The organism is Streptomyces sp. GMY02 (genome assembly GCF_019056675.1).
GTDB classification, from domain to species: Bacteria; Actinomycetota; Actinomycetes; order Streptomycetales; family Streptomycetaceae; genus Streptomyces; species Streptomyces odonnellii.
The window spans coordinates 3,397,631-3,417,298 of the sequence record NZ_CP077658.1 but is presented as its reverse complement, the minus strand read 5'-3'; the positions used below and the strand labels follow the sequence as shown (position 1 = coordinate 3,417,298).

The 19,668-nt window shown below is 70.3% G+C and carries 15 protein-coding genes; 14 read left to right on the top strand and 1 reads right to left on the bottom strand.

Translation table 11 applies throughout. From position 1 onward, the window contains the following. Positions 1–35: 35 nt before the first annotated feature. From nuoE to nuoN, 10 genes are read left to right on the top strand one after another with little or no spacing between them, the layout of a single operon-like run. Positions 36–812: an NADH-quinone oxidoreductase subunit NuoE gene (gene nuoE, locus KQY30_RS14360; protein WP_217311051.1), complete on the top strand. Its 777-nt coding sequence runs from the start codon at positions 36–38 to the stop codon at positions 810–812. After that, positions 812–2,167, top strand: coding sequence for an NADH-quinone oxidoreductase subunit NuoF (gene nuoF / locus KQY30_RS14355; RefSeq protein WP_046505034.1), 1,356 nt, complete (start codon positions 812–814; stop codon positions 2,165–2,167). The genes nuoE and nuoF overlap by 1 nt, the downstream gene beginning before the upstream one ends. Continuing rightward, a complete protein-coding gene (locus KQY30_RS14350; protein WP_217307155.1) occupies positions 2,164–4,659 on the top strand; it encodes an NADH-quinone oxidoreductase subunit G in 2,496 nt (831 codons plus the stop codon). The genes nuoF and KQY30_RS14350 overlap by 4 nt, the downstream gene beginning before the upstream one ends. Beyond that, positions 4,656–6,056 (top strand): NADH-quinone oxidoreductase subunit NuoH, encoded by a 1,401-nt coding sequence (nuoH, locus tag KQY30_RS14345; protein WP_217307154.1) that lies wholly within the window; start codon positions 4,656–4,658, stop codon positions 6,054–6,056. The genes KQY30_RS14350 and nuoH overlap by 4 nt, the downstream gene beginning before the upstream one ends. Then, positions 6,049–6,654 (top strand): NADH-quinone oxidoreductase subunit NuoI, encoded by a 606-nt coding sequence (gene nuoI, locus KQY30_RS14340; protein WP_217307153.1) that lies wholly within the window; start codon positions 6,049–6,051, stop codon positions 6,652–6,654. Before nuoH ends, nuoI begins: the two co-directional genes overlap by 8 nt. After that, positions 6,651–7,499: an NADH-quinone oxidoreductase subunit J gene (locus tag KQY30_RS14335; protein ID WP_217307152.1), complete on the top strand. Its 849-nt coding sequence runs from the start codon at positions 6,651–6,653 to the stop codon at positions 7,497–7,499. Before nuoI ends, KQY30_RS14335 begins: the two co-directional genes overlap by 4 nt. Then, positions 7,496–7,795: an NADH-quinone oxidoreductase subunit NuoK gene (nuoK, locus tag KQY30_RS14330; RefSeq protein ID WP_046505044.1), complete on the top strand. Its 300-nt coding sequence runs from the start codon at positions 7,496–7,498 to the stop codon at positions 7,793–7,795. The genes KQY30_RS14335 and nuoK overlap by 4 nt, the downstream gene beginning before the upstream one ends. 14 nt (positions 7,796–7,809) lie before the next feature. Then, positions 7,810–9,705, top strand: a complete 1,896-nt coding sequence (gene nuoL / locus KQY30_RS14325) for an NADH-quinone oxidoreductase subunit L (protein WP_217307151.1) — start codon at positions 7,810–7,812, stop codon at positions 9,703–9,705. A gap of 6 nt (positions 9,706–9,711) precedes the next feature. Beyond that, positions 9,712–11,289, top strand: a complete 1,578-nt coding sequence (locus KQY30_RS14320; RefSeq protein ID WP_217307150.1) for an NADH-quinone oxidoreductase subunit M — start codon at positions 9,712–9,714, stop codon at positions 11,287–11,289. Continuing rightward, positions 11,286–12,938 carry an NADH-quinone oxidoreductase subunit NuoN gene (nuoN, locus tag KQY30_RS14315; RefSeq protein WP_217307149.1) on the top strand — a complete coding sequence of 551 codons (1,653 nt, stop codon included), beginning with the start codon at positions 11,286–11,288 and terminating at the stop codon, positions 12,936–12,938. Before KQY30_RS14320 ends, nuoN begins: the two co-directional genes overlap by 4 nt. Before the next feature lie 105 nt (positions 12,939–13,043). On the opposite strand, the gene fahA is transcribed toward nuoN, so the two are convergent. Further along, a complete protein-coding gene (fahA, locus tag KQY30_RS14310; protein ID WP_217307148.1) occupies positions 13,044–14,267 on the bottom strand; it encodes a fumarylacetoacetase in 1,224 nt (407 codons plus the stop codon). Positions 14,268–14,746: 479 nt separating this feature from the next. Here fahA and KQY30_RS14305 point away from each other — a divergent pair, with 479 nt between their 5' ends. The 4 genes from KQY30_RS14305 (at position 14,747) to KQY30_RS14290 (ending at position 19,579) form a co-directional block, all read left to right on the top strand. Beyond that, positions 14,747–15,757, top strand: coding sequence for a polyprenyl synthetase family protein (locus tag KQY30_RS14305; protein ID WP_217307147.1), 1,011 nt, complete (start codon positions 14,747–14,749; stop codon positions 15,755–15,757). A 356-nt stretch (positions 15,758–16,113) separates the two neighbouring features. Continuing rightward, on the top strand, positions 16,114–17,406 hold the full coding sequence (locus KQY30_RS14300) for a DUF2092 domain-containing protein (protein WP_217307146.1): 1,293 nt from the start codon (positions 16,114–16,116) through the stop codon (positions 17,404–17,406). Positions 17,407–17,628: 222 nt separating this feature from the next. Next, positions 17,629–18,642 carry an ABC transporter ATP-binding protein gene (locus KQY30_RS14295; RefSeq protein WP_217307145.1) on the top strand — a complete coding sequence of 338 codons (1,014 nt, stop codon included), beginning with the start codon at positions 17,629–17,631 and terminating at the stop codon, positions 18,640–18,642. Then, the gene (locus KQY30_RS14290) at positions 18,629–19,579 is read left to right on the top strand and encodes an ABC transporter permease (RefSeq protein ID WP_217307144.1); all 951 of its coding nucleotides are present in this window, start codon (positions 18,629–18,631) and stop codon (positions 19,577–19,579) included. Before KQY30_RS14295 ends, KQY30_RS14290 begins: the two co-directional genes overlap by 14 nt. The last annotated feature ends 89 nt before the right edge of the window (positions 19,580–19,668 follow it).

The following is a 19,668-nucleotide window of genomic DNA, read 5'->3' as shown; positions in this document are numbered from 1 at the left end:
CCGCCACACCGCCCAACTCCGGGGTCAGCCTGGGAATGCCCCAGCTCCCCGCCCCCGACTACCCGGCCGATGTACGGGCCAGGCTCGAAGCGGACGCCAAGGAGATCATCGCCCGCTACCCCGGCTCGCGCTCCGCGCTGCTCCCGCTGCTGCACCTCGTGCAGTCGGAGGAGGGCCATGTGTCCCGTACGGGCATGGCCTTCTGCGCCGAACTGCTGGACCTGACCACCGCCGAGGTCACCGCCGTCGCCACCTTCTACTCCATGTACCGGCGCAAGCCGGGCGGCGACTACCAGGTCGGTGTCTGCACGAACACGCTCTGTGCGGTGATGGGCGGCGACGCCATCTTCGACGAGCTGAAGGAGCACCTCGGCGTCGGCAACAACGAGACGACCGAGGACGGCAAGGTCACCCTCGAACACATCGAGTGCAACGCGGCCTGCGACTTCGCGCCCGTGGTGATGGTCAACTGGGAGTTCTTCGACAACCAGACGCCCGAGAGCGCCAAGCGGCTCGTCGACGACCTCCGTGAGGGCCGTCCCGTGGCGCCCACCCGTGGCGCCCCTCTCTGCACGTACAAGGAGACCGCGCGCATCCTGGCCGGCTTCCCCGACGAGCGCCCCGGCGCCGTCGAGGCCACCGGCGGCGCCGGACCCGCGTCGCTGACCGGACTGCGGCTGGCCAAGGGCGAGCCGCCCCGGCCGCGCGTGGTCCGCCCCCGCGACTCGGAGGCCCCGCACGACGCACCGCCGCAGACGCCGGCCGCCGACCACCCCGCCGACCCGGCCGGACCCGCTGAGGAGGGGGAGTGATGACCATGACAGCCGAGCTGGACGAGAACGGGACGAGTCCCGAGAAGCTCCTCGCACCCGTTCTGTCCGCCTTCTGGGACCAGCCCGAATCCTGGACCCTGGCCACCTATGAGCGGCACGACGGATACGAGGGCCTGAAGAAGGCTCTCGCGATGGCGCCCGACGACCTCATCGCGTACGTCAAGGAATCCGGGCTGCGCGGACGCGGTGGCGCCGGCTTCCCCACCGGAATGAAGTGGCAGTTCATTCCGCAGGGCGACGGCAAACCGCACTATCTCGTCGTCAACGCGGACGAGTCGGAACCCGGCACCTGCAAGGACATCCCCCTTCTCTTCGCCAATCCGCACTCCCTCATCGAGGGAATCGTGATCGCCTGCTACGCGATCCGCTCGCAGCACGCCTTCATCTATCTGCGCGGCGAGGTCGTCCCCGTACTGCGCAGGGTGCACGAAGCGGTCCGCGAGGCCTACGCGGCGGGCTATCTCGGCAAGAACATCCTGGGCAGCGGACTCGATCTCGATGTCACCGTGCACGCGGGCGCGGGCGCGTACATCTGCGGCGAGGAGACCGCGCTGCTGGACTCCCTGGAGGGCCGTCGCGGACAGCCCCGGCTGCGTCCCCCCTTCCCGGCGGTCGCGGGTCTGTACGCCTGCCCCACTGTGGTGAACAACGTCGAGTCGATCGCGTCGGTTCCCGCCATCCTGCACCGCGGCAAGGACTGGTTCAGGTCCATGGGCAGCGAGAAGTCCCCCGGCTTCACGCTCTACTCGCTCAGCGGGCATGTCACCAACCCCGGCCAGTACGAAGGGCCCCTCGGCCTCACCCTGCGCCAGCTCCTCGACATGGGCGGCGGCATCCGCAAGGGCCACCGGCTCAAGTTCTGGACGCCGGGCGGCTCCTCGACCCCGATGTTCACCGACGAGCACCTCGATGTCCCGCTGGACTACGAGGGCGTGGGCGCCGCGGGCTCCATGCTCGGCACCAAGGCGCTCCAGTGCTTCGACGAGACCACGTGTGTCGTACGGGCCGTCACCCGCTGGACCGAGTTCTACGCGCACGAGTCGTGCGGCAAGTGCACGCCGTGCCGTGAAGGGACGTACTGGCTCGTCCAGTTGCTGCGCGACATCGAGGCGGGCAAGGGCCGGATGTCCGACCTCGACAAGCTGAACGACATCGCCGACAACATCAACGGCAAGTCGTTCTGCGCCCTCGGCGACGGCGCCGCCGCCCCGATCTTCTCCTCGCTGAAGTACTTCCGCGAGGAGTACGAGCAGCACATCACCGGCAAGGGCTGCCCCTTCGACCCGTCCAAGTCGACCGTCTGGGCGGACAACCACCTGGAGGTGAACGCATGACCGTCACCACGTCGGCCGCCCACTCCGGGAGCGGTGAGGCCCCGGTCCCGCCCGAGGACCTCGTCTCGCTGACGATCGACGGCATCGAGATCTCCGTCCCCAAGGGGACCCTGGTGATCCGCGCCGCCGAGCTGCTCGGCATCGAGATCCCGCGCTTCTGCGACCATCCGCTCCTCGACCCGGCCGGCGCCTGCCGGCAGTGCATCGTCGAGGTCGAGGGCCAGCGCAAGCCGATGGCCTCCTGCACCATCACCTGCACCGACGGCATGGTCGTCAAGTCGCAGTTGACCTCGCCGGTCGCCGAGAAGGCCCAGCGCGGGGTGATGGAGCTGCTGCTCATCAACCACCCGCTGGACTGCCCGGTCTGCGACAAGGGCGGCGAGTGCCCGCTCCAGAACCAGGCGATGCAGGTCGGCGACCCGGACACCCGCTTCGAGGGCAGGAAGCGCACCTTCGAGAAGCCCGTACCGATCTCCACCCAGGTGCTGCTCGACCGCGAGCGGTGCGTGCTCTGCGCGCGCTGCACCCGGTTCTCCAACCAGATCGCGGGCGACCCGATGATCGAGCTGCTGGAGCGCGGCGCCCTCCAGCAGGTGGGCACCGGCGAGGGCGACCCCTTCGAGTCGTACTTCTCCGGGAACACCATCCAGATCTGCCCGGTCGGCGCGCTGACCTCGGCGGCGTACCGCTTCCGCTCCCGCCCGTTCGACCTGGTGTCCTCGCCGGGTGTCTGCGAGCACTGCGCGGGCGGCTGCGCGACCCGTACCGACCACCGGCGCGGCAAGGTCATGCGGCGGATGGCGGCGGACGACCCCGAGGTCAACGAGGAGTGGATCTGCGACAAGGGGCGGTTCGGCTTCCGTTACGCGCAGAAGCCCGACCGGCTCACCACTCCGCTCGTACGGAACGAGGACGGCGTCCTGGAACCGGCGAGCTGGCCCGAGGCGCTGGAGGCCGCGGCCCGCGGTCTGGGCGCCGCCCGCGGCCGGGCGGGTGTGCTGGCGGGCGGCCGGCTCACCGTCGAGGACTCGTACGCGTACGCCAAGTTCGCCCGGATCGCCCTCGACACGAACGACATCGACTTCCGCGCGCGCGTGCACAGCGCCGAGGAGGCCGAGTTCCTCGCCGCGCATGTCGCGGGACGGGGCCGTGACCTGGACGGTACGGGCCTGACCTACGGCACGCTGGAGCAGGCGCCGACGGTCCTGCTCGTGGGCTTCGAGTCCGAGGAGGAGGCGCCCGGGGTCTTCCTGCGGCTGCGCAAGGCGCACCGCAAGCACGGCCAGCGCACCTTCTCGCTCGCCACCCATGTCACCCGCGGTCTGGAGAAGGCCGGGGGCACGCTGCTGCCGGCCGCGCCCGGCACCGAGACCGAGTGGCTGGACGCGCTCGCCTCGCAGACCGGACTGGAGGGCGACGGGATCCGCGCCGCCGAGGCGCTGCGGGCGTCCGGCGCGGTGATCGTCGTCGGCGAGCGGCTCGCGGCCGTTCCCGGCGGGCTCACGGCCGCGGCGCGGGCCGCCACCGCGACCGGCGCCAAGCTGGCCTGGATCCCCCGGCGGGCGGGCGAGCGCGGCGCGCTCGAGGCGGGCGCGCTTCCCGCGCTGCTGCCCGGCGGCCGCCCCGCCACCGACCCGCGGGCCCGCGAGGAGACCGCGGCGGTCTGGGGCGTACGCGAACTGCCGCACCACTTCGGGCGCGACACCGGCCAGATCATCGAGGCCGCCGCCACCGGGCAGCTCGGCGCCCTGGTCGTCGCGGGCGTCGAGGTCGCGGACCTGCCGGACCCGGCGGCGGCGCGCGCGGCGCTGGACGCGGTCGGCTTCCTCGTCTCGCTGGAGCTGCGGCCGAGCGAGGTCACCGAGCGGGCCGATGTGGTCTTCCCGGTCGCCGCGGTCGCGGAGAAGCCGGGGACCTTCCTCAACTGGGAGGGCAGGGCCCGGCCGTTCGAGGCCGCGCTCAAGCCCGAGCAGATGACCCGGCGGCTCGCGCCGAGCGACGCGCGGGTGCTGCACATGCTGGCGGACGCGCTGGACACGCATCTCGCGCTGCCCGACCTCAGGGCCGTACGAGCCGAACTCGACCGGCTCGGCGGCTGGGACGGGGAGCGCGCCGCCGAACCGCTGGAATCGTCCCGTCCGGTGCCGCGCCCCGGCGACGGCGAGGCCGTTCTCGCGGGCCACCGTCTGCTGCTCGACCTGGGCAGGCTCCAGGAGGGCGACGAGGCACTGGCGGGCACCCGCCACGCCGCGGTCGCCCGGCTCTCCGCCACGACGGCCGCCGAGACGGGCGTCAAGGACGGCGACGAACTGGCTGTCACAGGCCCCGCGGGCACGGTCACTCTGCCGCTGCTGGTGACGGAGATGCCCGACCGGGTCGTGTGGCTGCCGCTGAACTCCACGGGCGGCGGTGTTCTCGCGGACACCGGGTCACGCCCCGGCACGCTGGTCCGTATCGGCCCGGCCAACCCGGCACCGGAGGTGCGCGCATGACCGCCCTCGCCCACTTCGCGACGGCTCCTCAGACGGTCCTCGCCGCCGAGGACCTGTCGATGTTCGGCCGCGACCCCTGGTGGCTCGTGGCCATCAAGGCGGTCTTCTGCTTCGCGTTCCTGATGGTGACCGTGCTCTTCTCCATCGTGTGGGAGCGCAAGGTCGTCGCGTGGATGCAGCTCCGGATCGGCCCCAACCGGCACGGTCCCTGGGGCATGCTCCAGTCGCTCGCCGACGGCATCAAGCTGATGCTGAAGGAAGACGTCATCGTCAAGCGCGCGGACAAGGTCGTCTATGTCCTGGCGCCGATCGTCGCCGCGGTGCCGGCCTTCATGGCGATCGCCGTGATCCCGTTCGGCCCGTCCGGCAACGAGATCTCGATCTTCGGCCACCGCACCACGATGCAGCTCACCGACCTGCCGATCGCGATGCTCTACGTCCTCGCCGTCGCCTCGGTCGGGATCTACGGCATCGTCCTCGCCGGCTGGTCGTCCGGCTCGACGTATCCGCTGCTCGGCGGATTGCGCTCGTGCGCGCAGATGATCTCGTACGAGATCGCCATGGGCGCCGCGTTCGCCTCGGTCTTCCTCTACTCCGGCTCGATGTCGACGTCGGCGATCGTCGAGGCCCAGGCCGACCGCTGGTACATCGTGCTGCTGCCGGTCTCCTTCATCATCTACATCGTCACCATGGTGGGCGAGACCAACCGCGCCCCCTTCGACATGCCGGAGTCCGAGGGCGACCTGGTCGGCGGCTTCAACACCGAGTACTCGTCGATCAAGTTCGCGATGTTCATGCTCGCCGAGTACGTCAACATGGTGACCGTCTCGGCCGTCGCGACCACCCTCTTCCTCGGCGGCTGGCGCGCCCCCTGGCCGATCTCCACCTTCTGGGAGGGCGCGAACCACGGCTGGTGGCCGATGCTCTGGTTCGTCGTCAAGGTCCAGCTCCTCCTGTTCTTCTTCATCTGGCTCCGCGGCACCCTGCCCCGGGTCCGCTACGACCAGCTCATGAAGCTCGGCTGGAAGGTCCTGATCCCGGTCTCGGTGGTCTGGCTGATGCTCGTCGCGACCGTCCGGGCCCTGCGGAACGAGAACTACGACTTCCAGTCGATCGTGCTGTACGTCGGCGGGGCGGTCATCGCACTGCTGCTGCTCTCCTTCGTGGTGGACGTCTTCCGCGACAGGCAGGAGAAGGCCGCCGCGGCGAGGGAGCCCGAACCCCCCGCCTTCGATCCGATGGCAGGCGGATTCCCCGTACCACCACTGCCAGGACAGACGCTCCCGCCCGTACCGCGCAGGCGGCCGCGGGGCGAGCGCGAACTCATTGTCAGTGGCGGGGGCAATACTGTGAGTGACGGTACCGAGAGTGACGGAAAGGAGGCTGACGGTGTCTGACTCTTCGCACGGGGACATCCCCCGTCCTCCCCGGAATCCGGTGGCCGGCTTCGGCGTGACCTTCAAGGCCATGTTCAAGAGGCGGCTGACGGAGCAGTATCCGGAACAGCAGAAGGTGACGGCTCCGCGCTTCCACGGCCGGCACCAGCTCAACCGGCATCCGGACGGCCTGGAGAAGTGCATCGGCTGCGAGCTGTGCGCCTGGGCCTGCCCGGCGGACGCCATCTATGTGGAGGGCGCGGACAACACCGAGGAGGAGCGCTACTCCCCGGGTGAGCGGTACGGCCGCGTGTACCAGATCAATTACGCGCGCTGCATCCTCTGCGGACTGTGCATCGAGGCCTGCCCGACCAGGGCGCTCACCATGACCAATGACTTCGAGCTGGCCGACAGCTCCCGCGAGAACCTGATCTATACGAAGGAGCAGCTCCTCGCGGGGCTTGAGGAAGGAATGGTCGAGACTCCGCACTCGATCTTCCCCGGCACGGACGAACAGGACTACTACCGGGGCCTGGTCACCGAGGCCGCGCCCGGCACGGTCCGGCAGGTCGCGGTGAGCAAGGGCGAGAAGCCGTCCGACGAGGAGGCGCGCGCATGAGCACGCTCGCAGCCTCCGCCGGCTCGCTGGCGTCCGTCACCTCCGCCGCTTCGGCCACCTCGACGGGCGAGGCCATCCAGTTCTGGATCCTCGGCACCGTCGCGGTGGTCGGCGCGCTCTGTACGATCCTGATGAAGAAAGCCGTGCACAGCGCGCTCAGCCTCGCCGGGACGATGATCGTCCTGGCGGTCTTCTATCTGGCCAACGGCGCCTACTTCCTGGGCGTCGTCCAGATCATCGTCTACACCGGCGCGATCATGATGCTGTTCCTTTTCGTGGTCATGCTGGTCGGCGTCACGGCGGCCGACTCCCTGAAGGAGACGCTCAAGGGCCAGCGCTGGCTGGCCGCCCTCTGCGGGATCGGCTTCGGCGTCCTGCTGATCGCGGGGATCGGCAATGCCTCGCTGAACTCCTTCACCGGGCTGGGCCAGGCCAATGCCGGCGGCAATGTCGAGGGACTGGCCGCCCTCCTCTTCACCAAGTACGTCTTCGCCTTCGAGATCACCGGCGCCCTGCTGATCACCGCGTCCGTCGGCGCGATGCTGCTCACGCACCGCGAGCGCACCGAACGGGCCATGACGCAGCGGGAGATGGCGGAGGAGCGGGTACGGAAGGGCACCCAGCTTCCGCCGCTGCCCGCGCCCGGTGTCTACGCCCGGCACAACGCGGTGGACATCGCCGGGCTGCTGCCCGACGGCACGGCCTCCGAGCTGACGGTCAACAAGACGCTGAAGGCCCGGGGCCAGATCCGCGATGTGTCGAACGAGGCGATCGCGGACCTCAAGGCCCTGGAGCAGCGGTCGGCGGAGCGGCTGGGCCGCGACGAGGAGGAGGTCAACTCATGAACCCCGTGTACTACCTCTATCTCGCGTCCCTGCTGTTCACCATCGGGGCCGCCGGTGTGCTGATCCGGCGGAACGCGATCGTGGTGTTCATGTGTGTCGAGCTGATGCTCAACGCCTGCAATCTCGCGTTCGTGACCTTCTCGCGGCTGCACGGCAATCTCGACGGGCAGATCATCGCCTTCTTCACCATGGTCGTCGCCGCCGCGGAGGTCGTGGTCGGGCTGGCGATCATCGTGTCCGTGTTCCGTTCCCGCCACTCGGCCTCGGTCGACGACGCCAGCCTGATGAAGCTCTGAGGGGTCGCTGAATCGTGGAGAACTTGATCGCGCTGCTCATCGCGGCGCCTCTACTGGGAGCAGCGGTCCTCCTCTGCGGGGGCCGCCGGCTCGACCGCGTGGGCCACTGGCTCGGCACACTGCTGGCGGCCGCGTCCTTCGTGGTCGGCGTGGTGCTGTTCAGCGACATGCTCGGCAAGAGCGGTGACGGACGGACACTGCACCAGCACCTGTTCAGTTGGATTCCCGTCGAGGGCTTCCAGGCGGACATCGCCTTCCAGCTCGACCAGTTGTCGATGACCTTCGTCCTGCTGATCACCGGTGTGGGCACACTGATCCACATCTACTCGATCGGGTACATGGAGCACGACGAGCGGCGCCGCCGCTTCTTCGGCTATCTGAACCTGTTCCTGGCGGCGATGCTGCTGCTGGTCCTCGCCGACAACTATCTGCTGCTGTACATGGGCTGGGAGGGCGTCGGTCTCGCCTCGTACCTGCTCATCGGGTTCTGGCAGCACAAGCCCAGCGCGGCCACCGCCGCCAAGAAGGCCTTCCTGGTCAACCGCGTCGGCGACATGGGTCTGTCGATCGCGATCATGCTGATGTTCACCACCTTCGGGACCTTCGCCTTCGGGCCGGTCCTGGGGTCCACGGGGGACGCCACCGAGGGCAAGCTGACCGCGATCGGTCTGATGCTGCTGCTCGCCGCGTGCGGCAAGTCGGCGCAGGTGCCGCTCCAGTCCTGGCTCGGTGACGCGATGGAGGGCCCGACCCCGGTCTCGGCCCTGATCCACGCGGCGACGATGGTGACCGCGGGCGTCTATCTGATCACCCGGTCCGGAGCGATCTTCAACGCGGCCCCGGACGCCCAGCTCGTGGTCGTGGTGGTCGGCGCGGTGACGCTCCTCTTCGGTGCGATCGTCGGTTGCGCCAAGGACGACATCAAGAAGGCCCTCGCCGGTTCGACGATGTCCCAGATCGGCTACATGATCCTGGCGGCGGGCCTCGGCCCGATCGGCTATGTCTTCGCGATCATGCACCTGGTGACGCACGGCTTCTTCAAGGCCGGGCTGTTCCTCGGGGCCGGTTCGGTCATGCACGGCATGAACGACGAGGTCGACATGCGCAAGTACGGCGGCCTGCGGAAGTACATGCCGGTCACCTTCGTGACCTTCGGCCTGGGCTATCTGGCGATCATCGGCTTCCCCGGTCTGTCCGGCTTCTTCTCCAAGGACAAGATCATCGAGGCGGCCTTCGCCAAGGGCGGTACGGAAGGCTGGATCCTCGGCGCCGTCACCCTGCTGGGCGCGGCGATCACCGCGTTCTACATGACCCGGGTGATGCTGCTGACCTTCTTCGGCGAGAAGCGCTGGCAGCCCGACGAGAACGGGAACGCGCCGCATCCGCACGAGTCGCCCCGGTCCATGACCATCCCGATGATCCTGCTGGCCGTCGGTTCGGTCTTCGCGGGCGGGTTCTTCTCCATCGGCGACCGGTTCGTGCACTGGCTGGAGCCCGTCACCGGATACCACCACGGAGAGGCGCCGATCAGCGCCGCCACCGTGACCGGCGCCACCATGGTCGTCCTGGTGCTCGGTGTCGCCCTGGCCTGGCTGATGTACGGACGCAAGCCGGTTCCGGTGACCGCCCCGCGCGGTTCGCTGCTCACCCGGGCCGCCCGCCGCGATCTGCTCCAGGACGACTTCAACCATGTGGTCCTGGTCCGCGGCGGCGAGCACCTCACCCGCTCCCTGGTCTATGTCGACCACACCCTGGTCGACGGAGTGGTCAATGGCACGGCGGCGTCGTTCGGCGGGCTCTCCGGCCGGCTGCGCAAGCTGCAGAACGGCTACGCCCGCACCTATGCGGTCTCGATGTTCGGAGGTACGGCAGTGCTCATCGCCGCGACCCTGCTGATGAGGGCGGTGTAACCGGATATGTCGTTCCCCCTTCTGACGGCCACGGCGGTGCTGCCCGCGGTCGGCGCGATCGCCACGGCGGCCGTCCCGGCCGCCCGGCGCTCCGCCGCCAAATGGCTGGCCCTGCTCTTCTCCCTGGCCACCCTGGTGCTGGCCGCCGTGGCGGTGGTCCGCTTCGAGCCGGGCGGTGCCCGCTATCAGCTCACCGAGTCGCACGCCTGGATCTCCGACTTCGGGGTGCGGTACGAACTGGGCGTGGACGGCATCGGGGTGGCGCTCCTCGCCCTGACCGCGCTGCTGATCCCCTTTGTCATCCTGGCCGGCTGGCATGACGCCGACCCGCTGGAGGATGTGAACCCGAACCGCCGCTGGCGGCCGACCCAGGGCTTCTTCGCGCTGATCCTGATGGTCGAGGCGATGGTGATCCTCTCCTTCGAGGCCACCGACGTCTTCCTCTTCTACATCCTCTTCGAAGCCATGCTCATCCCGATGTACTTCCTCATCGGCGGCTTCGGTGACCGCGCGCACGCAGGCGGGGACGAGGCGGCGGCGACCCAGCGCTCGTACGCTGCCGTCAAGTTCCTCCTGTACAACCTGGTCGGCGGTCTGATCATGCTGGCCGCGGTCATCGGGCTGTATGTGGTCGCGGGGAGCTTCTCGCTCTCCGAGATCGCCGAGGCCCGCGCCAGCGGCTCCCTGTCGATGGCGACCAGCACCGAGCGGTGGCTCTTCCTCGGCTTCTTCTTCGCGTTCGCCGTGAAGGCGCCGCTGTGGCCGCTGCACACCTGGCTGCCCAACGCCATGGGCGAGTCCACCGCGCCCGTCGCAGTCCTGATCACCGCGGTGGTCGACAAGGTCGGCACGTTCGCGATGCTGCGCTTCTGCCTCCAGCTCTTCCCGGAGGCGTCGAAGTGGGCCACCCCGGTGATCCTGGTGTTGGCGCTGATCAGCATCGTGTACGGAGCACTGCTCGCGGTCGGCCAGCGCGACATGAAGCGGCTGATCGCCTACGCCTCGATCTCGCACTTCGGCTTCATCATCATGGGCATCTTCGCCATGACCAGCCAGGGCCAGTCCGGCGCCACCCTCTACATGGTCAACCACGGGATCTCCACGGCCGCGCTGATGCTGGTGGCCGGCTTCCTGATCACCCGGCGCGGCTCGCGGCTCATCGCGGACTACGGCGGGGTGCAGAAGGTCGCCCCGGTCCTCGCGGGCACCTTCCTGGTCGGCGGTCTCGCGACCCTCTCGCTGCCGGGGCTCTCCCCGTTCGTGAGTGAGTTCCTGGTCCTGGTCGGCACCTTCAGCAGGTATCCGGTGGTCGGCATCATCGCCACCATCGGCATCGTGCTGGCCGCGCTCTATGTCCTGGTGCTCTACCAGCGCACGATGACCGGACCGGTGAAGGCCGAGGTCCAGGGCATGCCCGATCTGAAGGTCCGGGAGCTGGTGGTGGTCGCCCCGCTGATCGCGCTGCTCCTGTTCCTGGGCGTCTATCCGAAGCCGCTCACCGAGATCGTCAACCCGGCGGTGGAGCACACGATGTCCGACGTACAGCAGACCGACCCCAAGCCCGAGGTGGAGGCCGCCCCGTGAGTGCGACAGCCGTCCACAGCCTGTGGACAACGACGGCGGCGGGCGGGATCGACAAGATCCCCGCCCCGACCATCGAATACGCGCAGCTCGCCCCCACCCTGATCGTGGCGGGCGCCGCGGTCCTGGGGATCCTGATCGAGGCGTTCATCCCTCGCAAGGGGCGCTACCACGCGCAGCTCTTCCTCTCCCTGGTCGCCCTGGCCGCCGCCTTCGCCTCGGTGGTCGCCCTGGCGGCCGGCGGATACGGCACGACCAAGAAGCACCTCGCGGCCATGGGCGCCATCGCCATCGACGGCCCGACGCTCTTCCTCCAGGGCACGATCCTGCTGGCCTCGGTCGTCGCCGTGTTCACCTTCGCCGAGCGCAGGCTCGACCCGGAGTCGCACGGCAGCCGGGTCGACTCGTTCGCCGCGCAGGCCGCGGCCGTGCCCGGCAGCGACAGCGAGAAGGACGCGGTCAGGGCCGGGTTCACCACCACCGAGGTGTTCCCGCTGGCCCTGTTCGCCGTCGCGGGCATGCTGGTCTTCCCGGCGGCCAACGATCTGCTGACACTCTTCATCGCCCTGGAAGTCTTCTCGCTCCCGCTCTATCTCCTCTGCGCCCTCGCCCGCCGCAAGCGGCTGATGTCGCAGGAGGCCGCGGTGAAGTACTTCCTGCTGGGCGCCTTCTCGTCGGCCTTCCTGCTCTTCGGGATCGCCCTGCTGTACGGCTACGCGGGCTCCGTGTCGTACGCGCGGATCGCGGAGGTCGTCGACGGCACCGTCCAGAACGTCAGCCCGGCGCTCGCCGACACCATGGGGAACGACGCGCTGCTGCTCATCGGCGGCGCGCTGATCCTGATGGGGCTGCTGTTCAAGGTCGGCGCGGTCCCGTTCCACATGTGGACCCCGGACGTCTACCAGGGCGCCCCCACCCCCGTCACCGGCTTCATGGCCGCCGCGACGAAGGTGGCGGCCTTCGGCGCGCTGCTGCGGCTGCTGTACGTGGTCCTGCCGGGGCTGCGCTGGGACTGGCGGCCGGTGATGTGGGCCGTGGTCATCGTCACCATGCTGGGCGGCGCGATCGTCGCGATCACCCAGACCGACATAAAGCGGCTCCTGGCGTACTCCTCCATCGCGCACGCGGGCTTCATCCTGGCCGGTGTGATCGCCGCGACCCCCGAGGGCATCTCGTCCGTCCTCTTCTATCTGGCGGCGTACTCCTTCGTCACGATCGGCGCGTTCGCGGTCGTCACGCTGGTGCGCGACGCGGGCGGCGAGGCGACGCATCTGTCCAAGTGGGCCGGGCTCGGGCGGCGTTCACCGCTGGTGGCGGCGGTCTTCGCGGTCTTTCTGCTGGCCTTCGCCGGTATCCCGCTGACCTCGGGCTTCTCCGGGAAGTTCGCGGTGTTCAAGGCGGCGGCCGACGGCGGCGCGGGCGCGCTGGTGGTGGTCGGTGTGATCGCCTCGGCCATCGCGGCGTTCTTCTACATCCGGGTCATCGTGCTGATGTTCTTCAGCGAGCCGAGGCCCGAGGGCCCGACGGTCGCGGTGCCCTCGGCGCTGACGACCATGGCCATCGGGGTCGGGGTGGTGGTCACCCTGGTGCTGGGCGTGGCGCCGCAGTACTTCCTGGATCTGGCGAGCCAGGCCGGGGGCTTTGTGCGCTGAGCCTCTCCGCCCCGGCCGGGGCATCTCCGTACGGCTCCGTGTGTGTCCGTACGGACGGACAGCAGGGCCCGGCACCTCACCGAGGTGCCGGGCCCTGTGCGTGTCTCAGCCGGAGACGACCCGACCCGTCACCTTGCCCAGCCCGACCCGGGTGCCGTCGGGGCCCGGCGCCCAGGCGGTGAGGGTGACCTCGTCGCCGTCCTCCAGGAACGTCCGCTTGCCGTCAGGCAGTTCGAGCGGCTCGGTGCCGTTCCAGGTGAGTTCGAGCAAAGAGCCGCGCTCGTCGCGCGCGGGGCCGCTGACCGTACCGGACGCGAAGAGGTCGCCCGTACGGAGCGAGGCGCCGTTGACCGTCATATGGGCGAGCTGCTGGGCGGCCGTCCAGTACATCGCCGAGAACGGCGGCTCCGAGATCACCCGGCCGTTGAGGGACACCGTGATCCGCAGGTCGAAGCCGCCCGGCTCCTCGTCGTCCGCGTCGTCCAGATAGGGGAGCAGCGGTTCGGTACGGGCCGGGGGCGCCACCCTGGCCGCGTCCAGGGCCTCCAGGGGGGTCACCCAGGCCGATACGGAGGTGGCGAAGGACTTCCCGAGGAACGGGCCGAGCGGTACGTACTCCCACGCCTGGATGTCGCGCGCCGACCAGTCGTTGAGCAGGGAGAGCCCGAAGACATGGTCGCGGAAGGCGGCCGACTCGACCGCGGAGCCCCGCGCCGAGGGCGCGCCGACGACGAAGGCGACCTCCGCCTCGATGTCGAGTTTCGTGGAAGGACCGAAGACGGGCACCGGGTCGGCCGGGCCCTTGCGCTGCCCCGACGGGCGCACCACGTCCGTACCGGAGACCACGACCGTGCCGGCCCGGCCGTGGTAACCGATCGGCAGATGCTTCCAGTTGGGGGTCAGCGCGGCGCCGCCGGGCCGGAAGATCCGCCCCACGTTGGCGGCGTGGTGCTCGCTCGCGTAGAAGTCGACATAGTCCGCGACCTCGTACGGCAGATGCAGGGTGACGGAGCCGAGCGGGTGGAGGAGGGGCTCTATGTCCGCGCGGTGCGCCGGGACGGTGACCCACGCGGTCAGCGCCCGCCGTACATCGCGCCAGGCCGTGCGCCCGGCCGCCATCAGGGGGTTGAGGCCGGGCCGGTCGAGCAGTGCCGCGTACGGGGAGCCCAGGGCGTGCGCAGCGGCCCCCGCGTCGAGCACCTGGTCGCCGATACGGACCCCCAGCCGGCGGCGGTCGGGCTCGTCGGCCGTGGAGAAGACTCCGTACGGCAGGTTGTGCGGGCCGAAGGGGTCGCCCTCGGCCGGTACGAGCGGGCTCTGCTCGGGCATCGGTGCTGCCTCGCTTTCCGGATCGGTGCAGGACACGTTACGTCGACGCCGCCCCGGCGCGGCAGTGGCGAAAAGCCCGCTTCGACCGGAAAGTACCAGGTGGGCGGGGAGGTGTGCGGACCGTACCGGCGGTAGCCCTCCGGGCGCGGTCGGTACGCGCCGGTGGAGAGCACGTGGGACACGGCGGGCACCCTGTCGCCGGGGGTGCCGGAGGCGGGGTGGCGGGGTGCGGTGCGGCCGTGTGACGGGGTACGGCGCGGCAAGTCCGGCGACCGGCGGAGGCCGCTCGGTGTTCGCCTGGGCGTCGGCAGCCGTTCCGGACAAAACCGTTGCTCCAGGTCGTATGACTGATCCCGAACATACCGGCGGTGCCGGGAAGGCGCCCATGGTGATCGAAAGGCGACCCGATACGCTGACTTGAGTGATGACAGCGACACATCGACAATCCGTGTGATCGTCAGCAGACAGGAGTACCTCTCGTGACCGTCGTCGGGCCGTTCGGGCTGAGCGTGCGGGACCAGGCTCTTGAGGCCGATGTCCAGACCGGACTGGCGGCCGTCGAGGCGGGGCTGCTCGATGCCACCAAGAGCGAGGTGCTCTTCATCACGGAGGCCGCTCAGCATCTCGTACGGGCCGGGGGCAAGCGGTTCAGGCCGCTGCTGGTGATGCTCGCCGCGCAGTTCGGCGACCCGTACGCGCCCGGGGTCGTCCCCGCGGCCGTGGTCGTCGAGCTGACCCATCTCGCGACGCTGTACCACGACGATGTGATGGACGAGGGGACGGTCCGCCGCGGGGTGGACAGCGCGAACGCCCGCTGGGGCAATTCGGTCGCCGTCCTCACGGGTGACTTCCTCTTCGCCCGCGCCTCGCACATCCTGGCGGACCTGGGCCCCGAGGCCGTCCGTATCCAGGCGGAGGCGTTCGAGCGGCTGGTGACCGGCCAGATCCTGGAGACGGCCGGGCCGCGCGACGGACGCGATCCGGTCGCGCACTACCTCGATGTGATCGGCGGCAAGACGGGCTCGCTGATCGCGGTCTCGGGCCGGTTCGGCGCGATGATGTCCGGCGCGGACGAGACCGTCGTCGACATCCTCACCCAGTACGGCGAGCGGCTCGGTGTCGCCTTCCAGCTCGCCGACGATGTCCTCGACGTCGCCAGCGACTCGCACGAGTCCGGCAAGACCCCCGGCACGGACCTGCGCGAGGGCATCCCGACGCTGCCGGTGCTGCTGCTGCGGGCGCAGGCCGAGGCCCACCGGCTCCCGGACGACCTGGCGCTGGTCGAGCTGCTGGACGGCGATCTGGCGGACGAGGCGCGGCACGCGGAGGCGCTGCGGCGGCTGCGCGCGCATCCCGCGCTGGAGCAGGCGCGGCGCGAAACGGTGCGGTACGCGGAGGAGGCGCGGTCGACGCTGGCACCGCTGCCGGAGTGCTACGCGAAGGCGGCGCTGGTGGAGCTGTGCGACGCGGTGGTCCACCGGGCGGGCTGACGTCGGTCGCGTTCTGACGCCGACCGCGTCCGTTCGGATGACGCCCTCCGGGCCTGTCCCCCGAGCGGGCTGACGGCCCCTCATCACTCAGGTGGTGGCGGTGACGGCGGCGCGTAACGGTGCTCCCGCGGGGTCTTCGCGCCGGTCAACGGCCGTCCCCTACGGGCCGCGAGAGGCATCTCCTCGAAATGTCATCCCTGAGCAGTACCTGAAGTTGCTTCCGGGGTCTGACGCCTACAGGCGGCCGATTTGGTCAGATGGACAACACCACTCCTGACCAATTCGGGTGAGAATGGCGGCGCGGGGTGGACACGTGCAGAGGACGGAAGGCCGCCGACCACGGAGGTAGGGCACACATGGCACCGAACGACAGCGCACAGACCACCGAGGAGGACAGGGAGCCCGGCGCGGGCCGCCGCATGGCGGCGCGTTACGCGGTCCCTGTCGCGGTGGCGGGGGTGGCTGCGGCGACCATCGGGCTCGTCCCGGCACTGGCCGCGACCGGGGACCCCGAGCTGCCGAAGATCAGCGCACAGGAACTCATCGAGAAGATCGCCGCGTCCGACACCGAGCAGCTCTCCGGCTCGGTGAAGATCACCACGGATCTGGGCCTGCCTTCGCTGGGCGGCCTCGGCGGCGCGGCGGGCGGCGCGCTCATGCCCAAGGGCGACGCGGGCGCGGGCGGTTCCACCGCCGACCCGAACGCCAAGCTGATGGAGCTCACCTCCGGTACGCACACGTTGCGGATCGCGGCGGACGGCCCCGACAAGCAGCGGATCTCGGTCCTGGACGACGCCGCCGAGTACAGCCTGATCCGCAACGGCGACGAGGTCTGGGCGTACGACAGCGCCTCCAACGAGGCGTACCACGCGACTTCCCCCAAGGACGACGGGAAGGACGCGGGGAAGGACGCCTGGAAGGACGCGGGCGCGGGCAAGGGGAAGCACCAGTGGGGCGAGAAGGGCGCGGGTGCCGAGGGCGCTCCCGCCACCCCGCAGGACTTCGCCGAGCAGGCACTGAAGGCCTCCGGCGACACCACCTCGGTGAGCGTCGACGGTACGGCCCGGATCGCCGGGCGGGACGCCTACCAGCTCCTGATCAAGCCCAAGCAGAGCGGTTCGACGGTCGGCTCGATCAAGATCGCGGTCGACGCGGAGACCGGCACCCCGCTCAAGTTCACGCTCACGCCGAGCAGCGGCGGCAAGGCCGTACTCGACATCGGCTTCACCACGGTCGAGTTCGCCAAGCCCGCCGCCTCCACCTTCGACTTCACGCCTCCCAAGGGCGCGAAGGTGACGCAGGGTGAGGAGCACGAGGCGCCGGAGATCCCCAAGGGCGATGTGGACGCCTTCAAGGAGTCCGGCAGCCAGAAGGTCATCGGCAAGGGCTGGAACGCGGTCTACGAGCTGACGACTCCGGGCGGTACGGACGTACCTTCGGCGGCCGCGTCGTCGGCGGGGGCGGGCGACCTGCCGGCCGAGGCGCAGTCGTTCCTGGACGCGCTGGGCGACAAGGTCAGCGGCAAGTTCGGCTCGGGCACCGTCTACAAGACCCGCCTGGTCAACGCTCTGTTGACGGATGACGGCAAGGTCTATGTCGGTGCCGTGACGAAGGACGTGCTGGTCAAGGCGGCCAACGAGGCCAAGTGACGCCGTAGCGGACCGCCCCGTCGCGCACTGTGTGCGGCGGGGCGGAACGCTGACCGGGGCCGGTCCGTTCTTGTCTCGAAAGGGCGCGCGAGGATCACCTCCGGCGGACCGGCGAGGCTGGCGAGGCCGGCGGGAGCAGTGAGGCCGGCGGGAGCACCGCAGGCGGCGCGCCCGCCGGAGAACGGGAGCGGGACAAGAACGGGAGCGGGAAGGGGGAGCGGGATGACAGCCGTCATCGGAGCGGTGCCGGGCGATCCGGGCACGCCGCCCGTGCCGCACGCACCGCACGCGCCTCATGTGATCGAGACGCGTGGGCTCACCAAGCGCTTCCGCGGCGGGCAGCTCGCGGTCGACCGCCTCGATCTGACCGTGCCCGCGGGCAGCGTCTTCGGTTTCCTCGGCCCCAACGGCTCGGGCAAGACCACCACCATCCGGATGCTGATGGGGCTGATCCAGCCGACCGCGGGCTCGGCGACACTCCTCGGCCGCCCGGTGCCGCGCGCGGCCCGTGCCGTGCTGCCGCAGGTGGGGGCGCTGATCGAGGGGCCCGCGCTGTACGGCTTCCTCACCGGCCGCGACAATCTCGTACGGTACGACTCGGCCGATCCGACCGCCGATCCCCGTACCCGCCTCACCCGGGTGGCCGAGGCCCTGGACCGGGTCGGGCTGACGGCGGCGGCCGGCAAGAAGGCCAAGGCGTACTCCCTCGGTATGAAGCAACGGCTCGGGCTCGCCGCGGCCCTGCTGCAACCGCGTCGGCTGCTGGTGCTCGACGAGCCCACGAACGGGCTGGACCCGCAGGGCATGCGGGAGATCCGGACCCTGGTGCGGGAACTGGCCGCGGACGGTACGACCGTCTTTCTCTCGTCGCACCTCCTGGACGAGATCGAGCAGGTCTGCACGCACGCCGCCGTGATGGCCCAGGGGCGGCTGATCATCCAGGGCCCGGTCGCCGATCTGGCGGCAGGGACCCGGGGCAGGCTGGCCGTCACCACCCCCGACCCGGGCGAGGCCGCGCGGGTGCTGAAGGAGCGCGGAGTGACCGATGTGGTCATGACGGACGACCGGGTGACCGGGGAACTGCCCACGGCCGAGGGGGAGCCGCTGGATCCGGCGGACCTCAATGCCGCGCTGGTGGGGGCTGGGGTGCGGGTGCGGGCCTTCGGGATCGAGCGGGCCTCGCTGGAGGACGCCTTCGTGGCGCTGACCGGGGAGGGCTTCGATGTCGCGGGCTGAGGGCGGGACGGGCGCGGAGGTGCTGGACGCGGCGAGTACGCGGGCGGAGTCACCGGCGGGCGGCGCGGGGGGCCGTGAGGTGCGGCTGTGGTGGACGCTGGGGCTGTTCCGCTCCGAGCTGACCACCACCTTCAGACGCTGGCGCACCCTCGCGCTGCTGGGCGTGTTGGCGGCCGTTCCTGTCCTCATCGGTATCGCGGTGAAGATCGAGACGAGTGACGGCGGGGGAGCGGGCGGCGGCCCCGGCGGCGGTCCGGGCGGTGGCGGGCCCGCCTTTCTGACGCAGATCACCAACAACGGCCTGTTCCTGGTCTTCGCCGCGCTCGCCGCGACCCTGCCCGTGTTCCTGCCGATGGCGGTCGGAGTGATCGCGGGCGACGCGGTCGCGGGCGAGGCGCATGGCGGGACACTGCGCTATCTCCTGGTCGCGCCGTCCGGCCGTATCCGGCTGCTGCTCGCCAAGTACGCCTCCACCATGGCCTTCTGCCTGGTCGCCACCCTGGTCGTGGCCGCCTCGGCACTCGCGGTCGGAGCGCTGCTCTTCCCGCTGGGCGAGGTCACCACCATCTCGGGCACGCGGATCTCCTTCGGGGACGGGCTGATACGGGCCCTGCTGATCGCGGTGATCGTGGCCGCCTCCCTCACCGGGCTCGCGGCCCTGGGCCTGTTCATCTCCACCCTGACCAACAGCGGGATCGCGGCGATGGCGGCGACCGTGGGGCTGCTGATCACGGCGCAGATCCTGGACACGATCCCGCAGTTGCACGCGATACAGCCCTATCTCTTCCCGCACTACTGGCTGTCCTTCGCGGACCTCCTCCGCGAACCGGTCTACTGGGACGGGATAGCCAGGAACCTGGGCCTTCAGGCGCTGTACGCGGCCGTCTTCGGCTCGGCGGCCTGGGCCCGCTTCACCGCGAAGGACATCACGGCCTGAGCGGTGGACGGCCGCTGCCCGCCCGGGCGGTGGCTCAAGGCCCGGGCGGGCAGCGGTGGTTGCGGTTACGCGGTCATGCGGTGGCGCGG

What these genes read in the sequence shown, in the direction of transcription:
- KQY30_RS14300 (WP_217307146.1), top strand. Translation starts at nt 16,114, where the DNA reads ATGGCACCGAACGACAGCGCACAGACCACCGAGGAGGACAGGGAGCCC.
- KQY30_RS14295 (WP_217307145.1), top strand. Translation starts at nt 17,629, where the DNA reads ATGACAGCCGTCATCGGAGCGGTGCCGGGCGATCCGGGCACGCCGCCC.
- fahA (WP_217307148.1), bottom strand. Translation starts at nt 14,267, where the DNA reads ATGCCCGAGCAGAGCCCGCTCGTACCGGCCGAGGGCGACCCCTTCGGC.
- KQY30_RS14335 (WP_217307152.1), top strand. Translation starts at nt 6,651, where the DNA reads ATGAGCACGCTCGCAGCCTCCGCCGGCTCGCTGGCGTCCGTCACCTCC.
- nuoK (WP_046505044.1), top strand. Translation starts at nt 7,496, where the DNA reads ATGAACCCCGTGTACTACCTCTATCTCGCGTCCCTGCTGTTCACCATC.
- nuoF (WP_046505034.1), top strand. Translation starts at nt 812, where the DNA reads ATGACCATGACAGCCGAGCTGGACGAGAACGGGACGAGTCCCGAGAAG.
- nuoE (WP_217311051.1), top strand. Translation starts at nt 36, where the DNA reads ATGCCCCAGCTCCCCGCCCCCGACTACCCGGCCGATGTACGGGCCAGG.
- KQY30_RS14350 (WP_217307155.1), top strand. Translation starts at nt 2,164, where the DNA reads ATGACCGTCACCACGTCGGCCGCCCACTCCGGGAGCGGTGAGGCCCCG.
- KQY30_RS14320 (WP_217307150.1), top strand. Translation starts at nt 9,712, where the DNA reads ATGTCGTTCCCCCTTCTGACGGCCACGGCGGTGCTGCCCGCGGTCGGC.
- KQY30_RS14290 (WP_217307144.1), top strand. Translation starts at nt 18,629, where the DNA reads ATGTCGCGGGCTGAGGGCGGGACGGGCGCGGAGGTGCTGGACGCGGCG.
- nuoH (WP_217307154.1), top strand. Translation starts at nt 4,656, where the DNA reads ATGACCGCCCTCGCCCACTTCGCGACGGCTCCTCAGACGGTCCTCGCC.